General features: G+C 62.2%; 17 protein-coding genes and 1 tRNA gene. 12 read left to right on the plus strand and 6 right to left on the minus strand.

Annotation, left to right across the window (positions count from 1 at the left end; translation table 11 throughout):
- The first annotated feature begins 76 nt into the window (after positions 1 to 76).
- Complete coding sequence (locus EJ078_RS01095; RefSeq protein WP_127403813.1) at positions 77 to 946, plus strand: aldo/keto reductase family oxidoreductase; 870 nt, start codon at positions 77 to 79, stop codon at positions 944 to 946.
- Between the two features lie 168 nt (positions 947 to 1,114).
- A complete protein-coding gene (locus tag EJ078_RS01100) occupies positions 1,115 to 2,161 on the plus strand; it encodes a hypothetical protein (RefSeq protein WP_208721049.1) in 1,047 nt (348 codons plus the stop codon).
- On the opposite strand, the gene EJ078_RS01105 is transcribed toward EJ078_RS01100, so the two are convergent.
- Positions 2,090 to 2,749, minus strand: coding sequence for a glycerophosphodiester phosphodiesterase family protein (locus EJ078_RS01105; protein WP_245459046.1), 660 nt, complete (start codon positions 2,747 to 2,749; stop codon positions 2,090 to 2,092). The genes EJ078_RS01100 and EJ078_RS01105 overlap by 72 nt on opposite strands.
- Before the next feature lie 83 nt (positions 2,750 to 2,832).
- Positions 2,833 to 3,003 (minus strand): hypothetical protein, encoded by a 171-nt coding sequence (locus tag EJ078_RS01110; protein ID WP_164757334.1) that lies wholly within the window; start codon positions 3,001 to 3,003, stop codon positions 2,833 to 2,835.
- A gap of 139 nt (positions 3,004 to 3,142) precedes the next feature.
- Between EJ078_RS01110 and speB the strand changes: the two genes are divergently transcribed.
- Positions 3,143 to 4,144: an agmatinase gene (gene speB, locus EJ078_RS01115; RefSeq protein WP_127215769.1), complete on the plus strand. Its 1,002-nt coding sequence runs from the start codon at positions 3,143 to 3,145 to the stop codon at positions 4,142 to 4,144.
- Between the two features lie 29 nt (positions 4,145 to 4,173).
- Positions 4,174 to 5,106: an N-acetyl-gamma-glutamyl-phosphate reductase gene (gene argC, locus EJ078_RS01120; protein WP_127215770.1), complete on the plus strand. Its 933-nt coding sequence runs from the start codon at positions 4,174 to 4,176 to the stop codon at positions 5,104 to 5,106.
- A 22-nt stretch (positions 5,107 to 5,128) separates the two neighbouring features.
- Here the strand turns inward: argC and EJ078_RS01125 are convergent, their stop codons facing one another.
- Complete coding sequence (locus EJ078_RS01125; RefSeq protein WP_127403815.1) at positions 5,129 to 6,220, minus strand: COX15/CtaA family protein; 1,092 nt, start codon at positions 6,218 to 6,220, stop codon at positions 5,129 to 5,131.
- A gap of 152 nt (positions 6,221 to 6,372) precedes the next feature.
- Between EJ078_RS01125 and EJ078_RS01130 the strand changes: the two genes are divergently transcribed.
- Both EJ078_RS01130 and EJ078_RS01135 read left to right on the plus strand, forming a co-directional pair.
- Entirely contained in the window at positions 6,373 to 6,588 is a 216-nt protein-coding gene (locus EJ078_RS01130; RefSeq protein WP_067330098.1) for a DUF2842 domain-containing protein, read from the plus strand.
- A gap of 93 nt (positions 6,589 to 6,681) precedes the next feature.
- Positions 6,682 to 7,047 (plus strand): hypothetical protein, encoded by a 366-nt coding sequence (locus EJ078_RS01135; RefSeq protein ID WP_245457074.1) that lies wholly within the window; start codon positions 6,682 to 6,684, stop codon positions 7,045 to 7,047.
- A gap of 50 nt (positions 7,048 to 7,097) precedes the next feature.
- Here the strand turns inward: EJ078_RS01135 and EJ078_RS01140 are convergent, their stop codons facing one another.
- Positions 7,098 to 8,156: a polysaccharide deacetylase family protein gene (locus EJ078_RS01140; protein ID WP_127215772.1), complete on the minus strand. Its 1,059-nt coding sequence runs from the start codon at positions 8,154 to 8,156 to the stop codon at positions 7,098 to 7,100.
- An 81-nt stretch (positions 8,157 to 8,237) separates the two neighbouring features.
- Between EJ078_RS01140 and EJ078_RS01145 the strand changes: the two genes are divergently transcribed.
- Positions 8,238 to 9,467 carry a GNAT family N-acetyltransferase gene (locus EJ078_RS01145; protein ID WP_127403816.1) on the plus strand — a complete coding sequence of 410 codons (1,230 nt, stop codon included), beginning with the start codon at positions 8,238 to 8,240 and terminating at the stop codon, positions 9,465 to 9,467.
- A 54-nt stretch (positions 9,468 to 9,521) separates the two neighbouring features.
- Here EJ078_RS01145 and EJ078_RS01150 read toward each other — a convergent pair whose 3' ends face one another.
- Positions 9,522 to 11,726, minus strand: coding sequence for an exopolysaccharide transport family protein (locus EJ078_RS01150; RefSeq protein WP_208721050.1), 2,205 nt, complete (start codon positions 11,724 to 11,726; stop codon positions 9,522 to 9,524).
- Between the two features lie 263 nt (positions 11,727 to 11,989).
- Between EJ078_RS01150 and EJ078_RS01155 the strand changes: the two genes are divergently transcribed.
- From EJ078_RS01155 to EJ078_RS01175, 5 genes are all read left to right on the plus strand, one after another.
- On the plus strand, positions 11,990 to 12,553 hold the full coding sequence (locus EJ078_RS01155; protein ID WP_067000804.1) for a polysaccharide biosynthesis/export family protein: 564 nt from the start codon (positions 11,990 to 11,992) through the stop codon (positions 12,551 to 12,553).
- A gap of 8 nt (positions 12,554 to 12,561) precedes the next feature.
- Positions 12,562 to 13,692 carry a glycosyltransferase gene (locus EJ078_RS01160; RefSeq protein WP_127216720.1) on the plus strand — a complete coding sequence of 377 codons (1,131 nt, stop codon included), beginning with the start codon at positions 12,562 to 12,564 and terminating at the stop codon, positions 13,690 to 13,692.
- 139 nt (positions 13,693 to 13,831) lie between these two features.
- Entirely contained in the window at positions 13,832 to 15,364 is a 1,533-nt protein-coding gene (locus EJ078_RS01165) for an undecaprenyl-phosphate glucose phosphotransferase (protein ID WP_127216721.1), read from the plus strand.
- Between the two features lie 65 nt (positions 15,365 to 15,429).
- Positions 15,430 to 16,677, plus strand: coding sequence for an O-antigen ligase family protein (locus EJ078_RS01170; protein WP_127216722.1), 1,248 nt, complete (start codon positions 15,430 to 15,432; stop codon positions 16,675 to 16,677).
- A gap of 54 nt (positions 16,678 to 16,731) precedes the next feature.
- Positions 16,732 to 16,808: transfer RNA gene (locus EJ078_RS01175), tRNA-Pro, on the plus strand.
- Positions 16,809 to 16,852: 44 nt separating this feature from the next.
- Here EJ078_RS01175 and EJ078_RS01180 read toward each other — a convergent pair.
- Positions 16,853 to 17,311: a YbaK/EbsC family protein gene (locus EJ078_RS01180; RefSeq protein WP_127403914.1), complete on the minus strand. Its 459-nt coding sequence runs from the start codon at positions 17,309 to 17,311 to the stop codon at positions 16,853 to 16,855.
- Between the last annotated feature and the right edge of the window lie 17 nt (positions 17,312 to 17,328).

A 17,328-nucleotide genomic window follows, 5' to 3' on the forward strand; every position in this document is an offset into this window, starting at 1 on the left:
GCTGTGCCGAATATAGCTGGTTATCGGGACAGCGGCTATGCCTTATCTCCCTCGCCGGCAACGAAGGAGAAGCACGATGTCCAGCGTAAACAAACCCGGCACCTATAAACTCGGCGAGCGGTCGGTCCGCCGCCTCGGCTACGGCGCCATGCAGCTCGCAGGCAAAGGAGTGTTCGGTCCGCCAAAGAACCATGACGCGGCCATCGCCGTGCTGCGCGAAGCGATAGCGCAAGGCGTGAACCATATCGACACCAGCGATTATTATGGTCCGCACGTCACCAACAAGCTGATCCGCGAGGCGCTATCGCCCTACCCCGACGACCTCACCATCGTCACAAAGATCGGCGCCCGTCGTGGCGAAGACGCCTCCTGGCTGCCGGCCTTCACAGCCGATGAACTCGAACAGGCCGTACACGACAATCTTCGCAATCTTGGCCTCGAGGTGATGGACGTCGTCAATCTGCGCATCATGTTCGGGATGCATGGTCCAGCCGAGGGCTCCATCGAGGCGCAGGTCACCAAGCTCGCCGAGCTTCAGCGCAAGGGCCTGGTGCGCAATATCGGCTTGAGCAACGTCACCCGAGCGCAAATCCAGGAAGGCCGCAAGATTTGCGAGATCGTCTGTGTGCAGAACCAGTACAATCTGGCGCATCGCGACGACGACGCGCTGATCGATGAACTGGCGCGCCACCGCATCGCCTATGTGCCGTTCTTTCCGCTTGGCGGCTTCAGCCCGTTGCAATCGTCGACGCTGTCCGGCGTGGCCGAGCGGCTCGGCGCGACGCCGATGCAGGTTGCGCTGGCGTGGTTGTTGCAGCGTTCCCCCAACGTCCTTTTGATCCCGGGCACTTCGTCGGTCGGGCATCTGCGCGAGAACCTTGCGGCAGCGGAGCTGGAGCTGTCGGCGGATGTGCTGCGCGAGTTGGAGGGGGTTGCGGATAAATAGAAGCATCCGGAGACGCTACACACAAATCTTTGTACTGGACTCTCTGTTAGCCGAAGGGTTCAGGGCGCGTGGCCTAACCTGCTTTCATTTTCGCAGTCTTGCCACTATGCTGACGCTTCTCGTTAACTTCGCACTCTTGCGACGTCCCTTCAGCAACGGCTGGCATAAATGGATTTTCCAAGTTACTACTCTCAAAACATTGCCAAATTGGATGCCCTAACTAAGATTGCTCACGGACTTGTTGAGAATTTGATAAGACAAAATAATATCGACACGCTCGCAATCACCTCAAGAACGAAGACATTAGCATCTTGTCTTTCAAAAATCGAAAACAAATCATGTAGAAGCCCGATATCCCAGATCACTGACCTGGTCGGAATACGCGTCATTGTATACTTTGAACATCAAATAGAAATTGCGTCTAGCATCATCAGAGACCTTTTTGATATCGATGAAAAGAACTCATTTGACCAGAGCAAAAAACTTGGGAGTGACCGCTTAGGTTATCGATCAAATCACTTTATTTGTAAACTCGGCCGGTCGAGAAAGGCCCTCAAGGAATATAAAGATATATATGATATAAGCTTTGAGGTGCAGATTAGAACCATTTTGCAGCATGCATGGGCAGAGCTGGCTCACGACAGGAGCTACAAACTATCGAGCGGACTTCCTAGCGAAATTCAAAGAGACGTAAACCTGTACGCCGGCCTACTTGAAATTTCAGACAAAGCCTTCAGCAGAATCGTAAGAGAGATCGATTTATATGCCGAGAAACTTGACTCAATTGACATCCAAAATGAGGAAATAAATTCTCTATCTCTCATCAAGTTCGTAAAGAATTCTGCCGATAAATATGATTTGCATAATGTTCGCGTGCGGGATCAAGGGTCGTTTGATGAAGTTGTTCAAGAGGTAAAGAATTTTGGAATAAGTAACATTGGTGAGTTATCCTCATTAATTGATGACGGATTCCTTGCCATGGAGCGCGCTCAGTCCAATGATAACGAATTTGGATTCATACGAAACCTACTTATGTGGTCCGACCTTCCTAAGTATTTAACCTCCTCATGGAATGCTCATTGGACAGCAATTGATGTAACATCTTTTAACTTATTGAAGAAAAAATTTAGAAATGCCAGAAGTCTATTCAGAGGGAAAGACATTGATATCGAAGATTATGACCTTCTTGACAACGACACCGAAGAGGACGACTAAATACGTTTGACCGAATTTCTTTAATTGATGCTCGCCGTATGTGATCACCTGGTCGGCCATGCCGAGATCGCGCGCCTCCGCGATCATGCCCGGCAGATCGGTCACCTCCAGCTTGTTGTCGAGATTGATGATCAGGATCCTGTCCCTGGTCGTGAGCAGCATCTCGCGCAGCGTCGACACCACCTCGTCGGTCACGACGCCCGTGCCCTCGATGACCAGTCGGCACGTCTTCAACTCGGCCAGTGTGTAGTTCACCACCTCGCCCTTGCACGTGGTCGTGCGATCGAGCCAGCTGTCATGCATGATGACGAACGCGCCGCCCTTCGCGCGCCGGACGTCGACCTCAACGATCTCGGCGCCGATCGCGATCGAGCCTTCGACGGCGGCCAACGAATTCTCGGCGTAGAGCGTCTTGCCGGCTTGCATGCTGCCGGCGCGATGCGCCGCGATCATCACATGATCGCGCCACTGGTTGGCGTGTTCGAAGCGGTCGAGGATTTGGGCGGCGCGCGTCTCACCGGCTAAGGTTTGACTCGAGGCAGTCGCAAGCGCGGCGGACAGAAGAAGGCTCAGCCAGAGTGTTCGCATCGGGGAATCGCTCCGTTCCGGGTCGGGACCCGGTTAGGCGATGCCCATGACAGGGAGGTGAACGAAGCCGGCTAGCTGTTTGCTCAAAGCCGCTTGGCGAGGCGGCGGAACCAGGCCAGCGCCGGCATCTCGACGACACGCCACGTGAGCCAGGACGTGACGATGACGGCGATCAACATTGCTATGATCGCCGGCAAACCAATCCATGGCGAGCCAACACCGAAGCCGGTCACCTGATCGCCGCGCAGGCTCATGTCGCCGACCTGCGTCGTGGCGAGACAAATCCTGTGTTGGGGCACTCCTCGAGCGCCGCTCGATATCGGCAAGCTGTGACTGGCAAGTTGCGTGCCGGTTCTGTAGTTGTGGCTCCCCGATGACAACCGAGGACCCGTAATGGCGAACCAAGAGATCGACCACGCCTTCACCGCCCGTTCCAAAACGGGCGCGTCGTTGGAGCCGACCTATGCCGGCGCGCTGTCGTTCATGCGGCGCAAATATACCAAGGATGCGAAGGGCGCGGACGCCGTCGTGTGGGGCATTCCCTTCGATGCGGCGGTCACCAATCGTCCCGGCGCGCGCTTCGGGCCGCAGGCGATCCGCCGCGCCTCGGCGATCCTCGACAACGATCCGCAATATCCGTTCTCGCGCGACCTGTTCGAACAGCTCGCCGTGGTCGATTACGGCGATTGCCTGCTCGACAGCGGCAACCACCAGAAGACGCCTGGTACGATCGAGCGCGAGGCGGCCAAGATCCTGAGCTCAGGCGCATTCCTTTTGACGCTCGGCGGCGATCATTTCGTCACCTGGCCGCTGCTGAAGGCGCATGCAGCGATCCACGGGCCGCTGGCGCTGGTGCAGTTCGACGCGCATCAGGACACGTGGCCGGACGACGGCAGGCGCATCGATCACGGCTCCTTCGTCGCCCGCGCGGTCAAAGAAGGCATCATCGATCCAGATCGCTCGATCCAGATCGGCATCCGCACCCATGCGCCGGACACGTTCGGCATCAAGATCCTTTACGGCCATGAGGTCGAGGAGATGCGCGCCTCCGACATCGCCTACGCGATCGTGGAGCGCACAGGCGGCAGGAAGACCTATCTTACCTTCGACATCGATTGCCTTGACCCGGCGTTCGCGCCGGGCACCGGCACGCCCGTGGCCGGCGGCCCGTCCTCGGCCAAGATGCTTTCGACGCTGCGCCAACTCGGCCAGATCGATATCGTCGGCGCCGACGTCGTCGAGGTTGCGCCGGCCTATGATCATGCCGATATTACAGCGATCGCCGGATCGATCATCGCCATGCACTATCTCGGCCTGGTGGCCGAAAGGAAGGCGCGGCTCGACGACCTGAACAACGGCACTCATGCCGTGCTACATAACGCTCAAGGCATATAGCTCTGGAATCGCAGGGATTTTGGCAACCGATGAAACCGAAAATCTTCATTGACGGCGAACATGGCACGACAGGCCTGCAGATCAGGGCGCTGCTGGCCGACCGCGGCGATCTGGAGATCATCTCCATTCCCGCCGACCGCCGCAAGGAAGCCGCCGCCAGGGCCGAATTCCTCAACGCCGCAGATGTCGCGATCCTCTGCCTGCCGGATGCCGCGGCCAAGGAAAGCGTATCGCTGATCGAGAACGATACGACCAAAGTCATCGACGCTTCGACCGCGCATCGTGTGGCCGAAGGCTGGGAATACGGCTTTGCCGAGATGGACAAGGATCAGGCCAACAAGATCGCCAGCGCAAAACGCATCGCCAATCCCGGCTGCTGGCCGCAGGGCCCTATCGCGACGCTGCGTCCGCTGGTCTCGGCCGGCCTGCTGCCTGCCGATTTCCCCGTCACCGTCAACGGCATCTCCGGCTATTCCGGCGGCGGCCGGCCGATGATCGAGGACTATGTCGGCAAGGGCGAGGACGCGCCTGAATTCCTACCCTATGGGCTCACGTTGCAGCACAAGCATGTGCCGGAGCTCAGGACCTACGCGAAGCTGTCGCACGATCCGATCATGCAGCCCGCCGTCGGCAATTTCGCGCAAGGCATGATCACGGTGGTGCCGTTGCAGCTCGGCGGCCTCAACCGTGTGCCGAGCGGCGCGGAGCTTCATGCGGCGATCGCCGATCACTATGCGTCGGTCGGCGGCGGCGTGGTCGAGGTTGCGCCCTATACGCATATGGAGCGCATGCCGGAGATCGATCCGGAGGCCTATAACGGCACCAACCGGATGAAGGTCTATGTGTTTGCCAATGACGAGCGGGCGCAGGCGCTGCTCCTGGCCGTCTACGACAATCTCGGCAAGGGTGCTTCCGGCGCTGCCGTGCAGAATCTCGACCTGATGCTCGGCATCAAGCATTGAGCGACGATGCGCAAGGCGCGCCTCAGCCTCCGACAGCGATCTCGGTCGACAGCGGATAGGCACCCTTGGTGCCGCGCCAGTGCGCGGCGGCGAAGCCGAGCACGATCAGCGCGACGCCTTGATGGGTCAGCGCCATATGCAGCGGCACCTGCATCAAAAGCGTGCCGATGCCGATCGAGGCCTGCGCCAGCACCAGCAGGAACAGCAGCGTGGCGCGGCGGGCATGCGTGGTGCCGGGCTGACGCCGCCAGGTGGCGATCATGTGCCAGAGCGCCACCGCAAAGAGCGTGTAAGCGCCGAGCCGGTGCACGAACTGCACCGTCTTCGGGTTCTCGAAGAAATTCAGCCAGGCAGGTTTCAAGAGCAGGAGATCGGCCGGGATCACCTTGCCGTCCATCAGCGGCCAGGTGTTGTAGGAGAGACCGGCGTGGAGGCCGGCAACCAGGCCGCCGAGATAGATCTGGATCAGTGCCAAGAGCACGATCGCGCCGGCAAGCCGCTGGGTCGAGCGGTCGGCGGCGCGCTCGGAGTGCGGCGCCAATCCTCGCGCGACAACCATGGTGGCGGTGAAGATTAGCGCCGCGAGCGTCAGATGCGTCGCCAGCCGGTACTGGCTGACCGAGACACGGTCGACTAGACCCGAGGCCACCATCCACCAGCCGATGGCCCCCTGCAGGCCGCCGAGCAGAAGTATACCTAGAAGCTTCGGCCCGAGGCCGCGTTCGATGCGGCGCGTCGCCCAGAAGAACAGCAGCGGCAATGCGAAGACCGCGCCGGCGCTGCGGGCGAGGATGCGGTGCACCCATTCCCACCAGAAGAGCGACTTGAAAGCTTCTAAGCTCATGCCCTTGTTGAGCTCTGTATATTGGGGGATCTGCTGGTAGCGCTGGAACTCTTCCTGCCATTCGGCATCGTTGAGCGGCGGGATCACGCCGTGGATCGGCTGCCATTCGGTGATCGACAGGCCGGAACCGGTGAGCCTTGTGGCGCCGCCGACCAGCACCAGCGCGGCCAGCACGACCAGCACGAAATAGAGCCAGCCGCGCACCAGAGCGCGGTTGTGCAGATCGCGGTCGCGGGCGGCGTATGGGGCCGTGGTGGTTATGGCGGCCATGGGAGTTTCCCGGCAGTTGAAATCGCGGGATTGGTGGACCATGGCCGCCCGGCTGGCAAGACCGGACAGCGCGGCACGCCGTCGCGCCGGCCCGCGGCGGTTGCGCCTGCTCCCCAATCGGCCTAAGCGAGGCGGGTCAACGGGACCGCGACATGCCCATTCGCCTGAAAAAGCTGATTGGAACCATCCTGCTGGTGGCGCTGGTCGTCATCTACGCGCTGATCGCCTCGGCCATCGCGGTCACAAGGCTCGCCGAATACGGCTCCTTGGCGCATTTCCTGTTCTTCCTGCTCAGCGGCCTGCTCTGGGTGCTGCCGGCGATGGGCATCATCAAATGGCTGATCCTGGAGCCGCCTCAGAAGGGCTGAGCGCGGCCGCGCCAACGCTAACGTGATTCATACGTGATTGCGCATTGGGACTAACTTGCGTGGCTTGACCGCATGGCAGGAAGGGCTTGCGTCATGCCAAAAGCCTCGTTCGCGGGATTGATCCTGATCATCGCCTGCATGGCGGCCTCGATGGCAGCCGCCGAAACCATCAATGTGTCGGACGATCATGGCGGCAGCGTCGCCGCGTACAGCCAGCGCTGGAAGGGGCTCGCCGCGCGCGGCGTCAATGTCCGCATCGTCGGCAAATGCCAGTCGGCCTGCACGGTGCTGCTCGGCTACATTCCCCGCAGCCGCATCTGCGTGATGCCTGCGGCAAGCTTCGGCTTCCATCTGGCGCACCGCACCGACATGACCGCCGTCTGTGGAATGCCTATGCTGCCGACATCCGAGGCTGGATCAACGCGCATGGCGGGCTTGCGTCACAGCTCAAATGGATGAGCGCGCCGGACACCTACCGCTATTTCCACAGATGCTGACGCCCCTTCGGGCTAAATGGTCACGACCATCTTGCCGGCATTGGCAAGCGGCGTGGTCACACCCGACAGCATCGTGCGGATATGGGCGACGCTCTGGTAGCGGCCGTTGACGGAAATGCGCGGCAGCGCATGCAGGAAGCCGGCATGCTCGGCTCTCAGGACGCCATGCCGGGTCGTCACCGCCGAGACATAGCCGGCATCACGAGCGAAGCCGACCTCGCGGCAGCCAACCGCGCTGGCATAACCGTAGGGGTAAGCGAAGTGGCGCGGCTCTGCGCCCAGCCGTTCCATGAGGATACGGCGGACGTCGCCGATCTCGTGACGCGCTTCCGCCTCGGACAACCGCTTGAGGTTGCGGTGGTTGACGGTGTGCGCGCCGATCGTCACCAGCGGATGGGCGGCCACCCTGCGAATCTCATCCCAGCTCATCAGGGTGCCGGGGCGGCCGGTGCCGAGCTCGATGCCGTTGGAGCGCGCCAGTTCACGCAGCGCGGCGCCCTGCTTTTCCTCGGGGACCTCTTGGGTCAACCATGCGTTCAGCCTTGCAATCGTCTGGATTTTTCGGCCGGGTGTCGAGCAATCGACGACCGTCGATCCTCTCTTCGTCTTCAGCGTCAGGTGCGAGCCGGTGTCGACGATATCCTCGATGACGTCCCACCACAGGTCGACCGCACCCTCGATCAGGCCGGGCGCGACATAGATGGTGATCGGCGCACCGTGCTTCTCCAATACCGGCAGCGCCTCCGTCATGTTGTCGCGATAGGCATCGTCGGCGGTGATGGTGGCGAACTGGCTGTGTTTGCCGCCCGCCCCGATGCGTTCGACCGCTTCATCAAGGGTAACAAAGACATAGCCCCTTCCCTTCATGTCGGCGATCAGCTTGTCGAGGAAGGCAGGGGCGATGTTCAGATGACGATTGACGCTGTTCGGCTTCTCGGGCATCGCGGTCACGCGATGCAACATCAAGATGGCACCGATGCCGCCGACAAACGGCCTCGCCAGCGGAGCGAGACCGGTGTAGCGGGCAACGTTCAACGCCAGCTTCCGGATTGCCTCGGCCCCGTCGATCATTCCTTCACCTTTTGCGCCTAGGCTCATCCAAGGACCTACGCGAACCCCAGGTTGCAACCAATACGTCTTAAGGATTGAGGGATGGTTGACGCCGCCGCGTCATTTGACGGCAATCGCGTCGCTGCCAACGAAGCGCCGGCGCGTGCGCCTGCCTCGAGCCGAGGCAGACTGACGGCGGCGGTGACCGATGGCACCGGTCTTGCGGGCTATGCGGAATTCTGCGCTTCGGCGCTGTTTGCTCCGGCGCAGAGCGCGTCCTGGGTGAGCAACTGGGCGGCCAAGACCAAAGCCGATATGGCGGTCGCCACGCTAAGCATCGGGGGTCGACCGGCTCTTTCGCTGGCGCTGGAAGTGGTCCGAAACGGCCCGTTCCGCGTCGCTCGTCTCGCCGGCGGACGTCATGCCAACGGCAATTTCCCCGCAACCGACCCACGGCTTTTGCCTGCTGTAAACGGTCCTGCGATCCGCTCCCTGCTCTCGTCAATCGCCACGGCACGGCCCGACATCGACCTCGTTTCGCTGGAGCGGCTGCTGCCCGATCTCGACGGCACCGCCAACCCGCTCGCCGCGTTGCCCAATTTTGCGAGCCCTAACCTTGCGCTGGCCGTCGACCTCGATGGCGGCTTCGAGGCGCTGCTCAGCCGCGCGAGCGGCAAGCGGAAGCGCAAGAAGCACCGCTCGCAGACGCGCAAGTTCGAGGCCGTCGGCAGCTTCCGCCGTATCGAGGGGCGAAGCCGCAAGGAGGTCGACAGGTTGCTCGACGCTTTCTTCGACATGAAGCAGGCGCGCTTCGCCAAGATGGGCATCGCCAACGTGTTCGGCGATGAAGGCGTGCGCGCCTTCTTCCGGGCGCTGTTTGCCGATGCGCTTGCCGAGCAGGAGCCATCCTTCCTGCTGCACGGGCTGGAGGTAGCGGGAAAACTTCGCGCCGTTACCGGCTCCAGCCGCTCAGGCAAGCGCCTGATCTGCGAGTTCGGCGCGATCGCCGAGGATGATCTCGCCTTCACCAGCCCCGGCGACTTCCTGTTCTTCGACAACATCCAGGAAGCCTGCGAGCAAGGCTTCGACCTCTATGATTTCTCGGTCGGCGACGAGCCCTACAAGCGGCTCTGGTGCGACATTGAGGTCCGGCATTTCGAGGTGCTGATGCCGCTGACGCTGAAAGGTCACGTGCTAGCCACAGGGCTGCGGCAAGGCGCGCGGGCGAAGGCCTTCATCAAGAACAATCCGACGGTGTGGACACTGACCAAAAGCTTGCGCCGGAAGGCTGCCGGACAGGCCGCCCCTATTGTTGCCGAGGACGACGCCTGACCGTCGACCGTCAGCCCGAGACTCAAATCCGACCACTTCGCGGGCGATATCTGCTCAGGCCGCCGACCGGCGTCCGGGCAACGGATCTCCCGGTTCATAGCCAACCGGCGTGACCAGCGTGACGTCCGGATAGCCGTTCTCGATCAGCTTGACCGCCGCCTGCGTGACCTCGTCATCGGCTTCGAGCATCGACAGGAAGACTTCCGTGCCATCGCCAACCAGGCGGCCGATGCCTTGTGCGTCGGCAGGGCCGCATTCGACGACGACGAGGTCGTAAGCCGTGGTCAGCGACTGCATGATGATCGGCAGCCGGTCGGCGGCGCGCATGGCGCGGATAGGATCGGCGGTACCGACCGGAATCACATGCGCGTCCGAATAGAGATCGGGATGGATGACGTCGCTGAACTGCGCCTCGGAGGCCAGCAGATTGGTGATGCCGGGAAGCAGTCCGCTGTCCAGCATCGGGCGCGAGGCGGCGCCCGAGGCGGTGAGATCGAGCAGGAGCACCCGCAGGCCCGCATCCGACACTTCGCGCGCCACCAGCACGGCGGTGGCGGCGGCCTCGTCACCTTCCGGGGAGACAAAGATGGCGCGCGCGGCACCCGAGGCAATCAGCTTTTCCGCCGCCTTCTCGACATCGATCTCGCCAAGTCTCGGCTGCCACGACCGGCGCGCTTCGGGCTGTGCCGGGTCTGGTGGATCTACCGGCTCGGCAGGCGTTGCCTCCATGACGGTGCCCTGCCCGATCCGCTCGTCAGCGACCGAATCGTCGCTAGCTTCATCCTCGGCATCGGCGAGCGCCGGTTCGGTGCGCGCCACCGGCATCGCCACCTGTTCGATCGGCTCGAATCGGGCTCCGGCGGCCGGACGCATGGCACGGCCGGAGAACAATTCCCTCAGAAGCGTGCTAATCGCCATCAGCAGCAGCGACGCGGCGGCGGCGGCACCAGTGATCGGGCCGATCTTCGGGAAATACGGTTCGGTCGGCACCTGTGCTTTCGAAAGCAGACGGGCGTCGACCGGCAGATAGTTGCGGTCCGCGCGCGAGGCCGCCTCGCGGTAGCTTGCCATATAGGATTCGAGCTGCTGGCGCTGGGCATTGGCGTCGCGCTGCAGCGCATCGAGCTCCACCTGCTGCTCGCCGGCGCGGGCCGAAGCGGCTTTCAGCGTGTTGACCTCCTGGACCAGCTGGTCCTCGCGAGCCTTGGCGGTCTGTGCCTGAGTCGCCAATCCCTTGAGGATCTTCTGCGCCTCGTTGCGGATCTGGTCGTTGAGATCGGCAAGCTGCGACTTCAGCGCCCGGATGCGAGGATGGTTGTCGAGCAGCGTCGTCGACAGATCGGCAATATTGGTCCTGAGCTCTACCTGCCGCTCGAGCAGGCGCTGGATCAGCTCGGAAGACAGAACTTCCGGCACGCTGTCGAGCGTGCCGCCATTCTGCAGCGCCTTGCGCACGCTGTCGGCGGTCGCCTCGGCGGCGGCGCGATTGGCGCGCACCCGGGAAAGCTCGCTCGACAGTTCCGAGAGCTGCTGCGTCGCGAGCACGGAATTGTTGCCGCCCATCAACAGGTCGGATTGCGCGCGATAGGCGGCAACCTTGGCTTCGGCATCCTTCACCCGGTTCTGCAGATCGGTGATTTCCGGGCCGAGGAAGCCTGTGGCGGCGGTGTTCGATTCCATCTTCGCACTGCCTTTTGAGGCAAGGTAGGCCTGCGCAATGGCGTCCGCGACCTGGGCGGCGAGCTTTGGATCGTTCGAGGAGAACTCAACGGCAATTACGCGGGATTTTTCAACGCCGTAGACGTTGAGCTTATCGTGCATTGCCTTGAGCACGCGCTCTTCCGGCGGGATGTCGAAGGGATCGCTCTTCAGGCCGACAAGCACAAGCGCGCGACTGAGCGCCGACATCTTCAACGCTTCGTCGAATTCCGGCAACTTTTCCAGGTTGAGGTCCGAGGCAACCTTCTTGAGGATATCGGGCGAGGACATGATCTGGACTTCGGTGGCTACAGCCTCCTCATCGGTCGCCGGCTTGTCGTCGCTGGTTGTGCCGGCCGGCCGAGTGAAGACCGATTCGCGCGACCCGATCTCCAGCTTGGCCACTGCCTTATATTGCGGCGTCGCCAGCCAGGCGAAGGCAAACGCCAGCCCGGTCAAGACAAGCGTGACGAGAACAATGCGCAGCCAATTCCTCGCCAGGCTGGCGAAGAGCTGTCTCAGGTCGACATCGACATCTGCGGCCGCGGACTGAACGGACATGCATCCTGCTCCGAACTTTGAGTCGAGGATGGACCGTAAACAACTATGGTAACTCAGCCGTTAAGATCAGGATGCGTACTTATTAGAACGCACTCAAAGAACGTCCTGCGAAAGCAATAGAACAATTGGCCTTTTTGCCAGCAGCCGATGAGTCTAAGGCCCATCCTTTACCGACCATTAACCCTAACAGGATGATAACGGGCGCACTTCCTGGGGTTGGCCGCCTCACCGGTGGCGAGAGCGACGAAGGTTCGTGTCCGATCATGAAAAGCACTGCTCATCTGTTTCGCGCCATGCTCGCCTTGTCGCTGCTTACCGGCTGTTCCAGCTACCGGCCGGCGCCCGCCGCCTTTCATGAAGTCCTCGACCAGCCATACAGACTCGGCGCCGGCGACCGCATCCGCGTCACGGTGTTCGAGCAGGACGGGCTGACCAACACCTACAGCGTCGACCAGTCCGGCTACATCTCCTTCCCGCTCGTCGGCGCCGTGCCGGCGCGCGGCCACACCGCCCAGCAGCTCGAAAAGGAAATCGCCGATAAATTGCGCCAGGGATATCTGCGCGATCCCGACGTCTCGGTCGAGATCGACCGCTACCGGCCGATCTTCGTCATGGGGGAAGTCGGCGCCGCAGGGCAATATTCCTATGTGCCGGGATTGACGGTGCAGAAGGCGATCGCGATCGCCGGAGGCTTCACACCGCGCGCCAACCAGGAAAGCGTCGACATCACCCGCGACATCAACGGCAAGGTCATGACCGGCAGGGTGCAGACATCCGATCCGCTCCTGCCCGGCGACACCGTCTACGTCCGCGAACGCCTGTTCTGACAATCAACGTGGCGGCTCACCTCCGGATCGTCCACTGCTTCCGCTCACCTGTCGGGGGAATCTTCCGGCATGTGCGCGACCTGACCGAGGCGCAGGTCGCCGCCGGCCATTCCGTGGGTATCGTCTGCGATTCGACCACGGGCGGCGACTATGAGGAGCGGCTGTTCGGAGCGATGAAGGAGCGCCTGGCGCTCGGCATCCATCGCACGCCGATGCAGCGCCATATCGGACCGGGCGACATCGCCGCGGCCTGGCGCACCTATCAAATCATCAAGGAATTGCGGCCGGACGTGCTGCACGGGCATGGCGCCAAGGGTGGCGCCTATGCCCGTCTGTTCGGCTCACTGTTGCGGGTTTCAAGGTCTCGCGTGGCCCGCCTTTATTCGCCGCATGGCGGCTCGCTGCACTATGACGAAACGACGGCGACCGGAAAGCTGTTCTTCGCGCTGGAGCGTTTCATGGCCCGCTTCAGCGACTGCCTTCTGTTCGTTTCCGATTATGAGCGGACAACTTATCGACGGAAGGTCGGCGAGCCGCCCATCCCCAACAGGCTGGTCTATAACGGCCTGCGGGCCGTCGAGTTCGAACCGGTGGCGCCGGCGGCTGATGCGGCCGATCTCATATACATCGGCATGATGCGCGATCTCAAAGGCCCGGACATCTTCATCGATGCGCTGGCGCGCGCCGGCAGGGAGCTCGGACGCCGGCTAAGCGCGGTGATGGTCGGTGCCGGCGACGACCTGCCACGCTACCACGCTCAGGTGGAGCGACTCGGACTGAAGGGCCACGTCCGCTTCCTGCCGCCGATGCCGGCCAGAGAAGCCTTCGCCCTGGCCGAGCTGATCGTCGTCCCGTCCCGCGCGGAAGCAATGCCCTATATCGTACTCGAGGCCCTGGCAGCCGGCATGCCGATGATTGCCACCGCCGTGGGCGGCATTCCCGAGATCTTCGGCGACGACTCCCCTGCCCTGATCCGACCCGATGCCCGCCAACTTGCCGACAGGCTCAGAACGGCTTTCGACGATCGCGGCGCCTACCGCAAGCTGATGCCGCAAAACCCCGAGTTGAGGGCGCGATTCGGGGCCGACGTGATGGCGGCCGAGATCGAGAAGGCTTACTTCGCGGCGTTAAAGATTTAGAATTTACTAATCTAGCTATAGGCGTGAAAAAACCGCCAGTCGTCGCAAGCAACAACACGCATTCAAAGCCACCTGTTGTTTCAAGGCTTTCTTAGTTCTCTTTTGCTATTCACTCGCGCGAAGCTCGCGGACAATCCCCATGAACGAGATCGACCCCACGCACCGCTTTTCGATGGAGGCGGTGCGCAAATTCGACGGCCCGGCCGAAGCTCAAGTGCCCGGCATCAATGACGTGGCGCGACAGGTCGCCTCGCAGTACCGGCGCGATACGATGTCGCCGATCATGGTCAGCGGCGTGCTGCGCATGGTCGAATTCGCCGTGCTCTTCCTGTCAGGCATGTGCCTTTATTTCTACTATGTCGGGTTCTTCAACTATCTCGCCTGGCAATATCCGCTGACGATCGCGGCAGCTTCGTTCCTGGCGGTGGTGCTGCTTGACGTCAGCGACAGCTACCAGATCGCGGCGCTGATGCGCCCCCTCGCCAATTTCGGCCGCGTGCTCCTCGTCTGGGCTGGCACCTTCGCGCTGATGGCTCTCACGGCCTTCGCCATGAAGGCTTCGGAGGACTATTCGCGTCTTCTGTTCGGCAGTTGGTTCGTGGTCGGCTTCGTGCTGATCTTCGGGCTCAGACTGGTGATGTCCAGGCTGATCAGGCGCTGGGCGCGCGATGGGCGCATGGAGCGCCGCGCGCTCATCGTCGGCGGCGGCAAGTCGGCCGAAATGCTGATCCGCTCGGTCGAGAAGCAGCCCTATAACGATATTCGCATCTGCGGCATCTTCGACGATCGCGGCGACAAGCGCTCGCCGCCGATCGTCGCGGGCTATCCGAAGCTCGGCACCATTTCCGAGCTGATCGAGTTCGCCCGCATCGCCCGCATCGACATGCTGATCGTCTCGCTGCCGCTGACGGCGGAATCGCGCGTGCTGCAGCTTTTGAAGAAGCTCTGGGTTCTGCCGGTCGACATCCGGCTCTCGGCGCATTCCAACGCGCTGCAGTTCCGCCCGCGCGCCTATTCCTACATCGGCTCGGTGCCGATGCTCGACATCTTCGACAAGCCGATCAACGACTGGGACTCTGTCGCCAAGCGCAGCTTCGACATCATCTTCTCGCTTGTCGGCATCCTCGTCTTCTCGCCAGTGATGCTCGCCACCGCGATCGCCATCAAGCTCGACAGCAAGGGGCCGGTGCTGTTCAAGCAGAAGCGCCACGGCTTCAACAACGAGGTCATCGAGGTCTACAAGTTCCGGTCGATGTATATCGACAGGTCGGACCCGACCGCCAAGCAGACGGTGACCAAGAACGACCCGCGCGTCACCCGCGTCGGCCGCTTCATCCGCAAGACCTCGATCGACGAGCTGCCGCAGTTCTTCAACTCGCTGTTCGGCTCGCTGTCGCTGGTCGGGCCGCGCCCTCATGCGATCGCCGCCCAGTCGCACAACCTGCTCTATAACGAGGTGGTCGACGGCTATTTCGCCCGCCACAAGGTCAAGCCGGGTGTCACCGGCTGGGCGCAGATCAACGGCTGGCGCGGCGAGATGGACACCAATGAAAAGATCCGCATGCGCACCGAATACGATCTCTACTACATCGAGAACTGGTCGATGCTGTTCGACCTGCGCATCCTGTTCCTGACGCCCGTCCGCCTGCTCAACACGGAAAACGCCTATTGAGCGCGCTCGCGCAGGAGTTGCCGGCGGACGCGGTCAGCAAGTTGCCGCCTCAGGCGGTCAACCAGTTGCCGCCGCAGGCGGTCAACGCCAAGCTGATCGCGCTGATCTCGTCGGCCGCTATCGTCGTCGGCATTCTGCTTTCCGGCTTCGTCATCAGCGAGCCGGCGCCCTACGAGCTCTACATGGCCGGACTGATCGCCGTCTGGGCGCTGTTCGGCCTCAGAATATCGCGAGCGATATTGCCGCTGCTGGTGCTGTTGGTGGCGATGAACATCGGCGGCATGATCGCGATGACGCAGATGGCGGACCTCGCCAACACGCCGCTCTATCTGGCGGTCTCGCTGTTTCTCGCCTTCAGCGCGGTCTTCTTCGCCTCGGTGACATCGGTCCAGCCTGACCTCTACCGGCTGATCTTCATCGCCTATGTGGTCTCGGCTGTGGCGACCTCGCTGCTGGGAATAGCCGGCTACTTCCATGCCTTTCCGGGCGCGGAGATGTTCACAAAATACGACCGCGCCGCCGGCGCCTTTCAGGACCCGAACGTGTTCGGTCCGTTCCTGGTGCTGCCCGGCACCTACCTGCTTTATCTGCTCTTGACCGGCCCTGTATCGCGCATGCCGCTTCTGGCGGTGCCGCTATTGATCATCACCGCCGGCATCTTCTTCTCCTTCTCGCGCGGCGCCTGGGGCATGTTCGCGGTTTCGGCGGTGCTGCTCACCGCTTGCCTCTTCCTGCAGAGCGCCAGCGGCATGTTCCGCCTGCGGGTCGTGGTGATGACGATCGCCGCGCTCGCGCTGCTGATCATCGCCATCCTCGTCATCCTGCAGCTGCCCGGCGTGTCGGACATGTTCACCCAGCGCGCGCATCTCGAGCAAAGCTACGATACCGCGCGCCTCGGCCGCTTCGCACGCTATACGATCGGCTTCCAGCTGGCACTGGAACACCCGTTCGGCATCGGCCCGCTGGTCTTCGGCACGATCTACGGCGAGGACACGCACGACATCTGGCTGAAGGCGCTGATGGACTATGGCTGGCTGGGCTTCGTCTCGTTCCTGACCCTAACCCTGTGGACGATCTGCGCCGGGTTCCGCATCCTCCTGCGCGCTCGTCCCTGGCAGCCCTATCTGCTTTGCGCCTATGTCGCCTATCTCGGCAATATCGGGCTCGGCACCTTCATCGACATCGACCACTGGCGCCATCTCTATCTGCTGCTCGGGCTGATCTGGGGCGCGATCGCGCTGGAATACCGGCACCAGAAGGAATCGCGGTTGGCGCGCGCCCTCCCTGCTGCGGCACTGTCATCGGCGAATTAGCCGCCGAATTCGGTTGACCCGCACGGGGTTATCACGATACATCGCCACCCGGTCCGGAGTGTAGCGCAGCCCGGTAGCGCACTTGACTGGGGGTCAAGGGGTCGTCGGTTCGAATCCGGCCACTCCGACCATTTTTCAAGCCTGAGACTTGTCCCCCAGAAGTCCTCTCCAATCCCTACTGGCACACGTCGACCCATTTGGCGTCGACAAGTTCGGCCATCCGCTGCGGCGTAATCCGCACCGCCGCGTTGGTGGCGCCGGCGGCGGGAACGACCTCGTCGAAGGCCCGCAGCGTCACATCGCAAAAGACCGGCAGCGGCGCCGGCAGACCGAAGGGGCAGACGCCGCCCGGCGGGTGGCTGGTCGCGGCAAGCACCTGTTCGCCGTCGAGCATGCGCGGCTTGCCGCCGAGCGTGTCCTTGCATTTGCGGTTGTCGAGCCTGGCAGTGCCGCTGGTCACGACCAGCATGGTCTCCTCGCCGACGCGCAGGCAGATGGTCTTGGCGATCTGCGCCGGCAGCACGCCATGGGCGTCGGCCGCCAGTGCCACGGTCGCCGAGCTCGCTTCGGTGACCAGCACCTCGATGTCGGGAGCGTGTTCGGCAAAGAAGGCGCGGACCGATTCCAAGCTCATGAGCGAAACCTCAATCA

Source organism: Mesorhizobium sp. M1A.F.Ca.IN.022.06.1.1 (assembly GCF_003952605.1).
GTDB lineage: Bacteria > Pseudomonadota > Alphaproteobacteria > Rhizobiales > Rhizobiaceae > Mesorhizobium.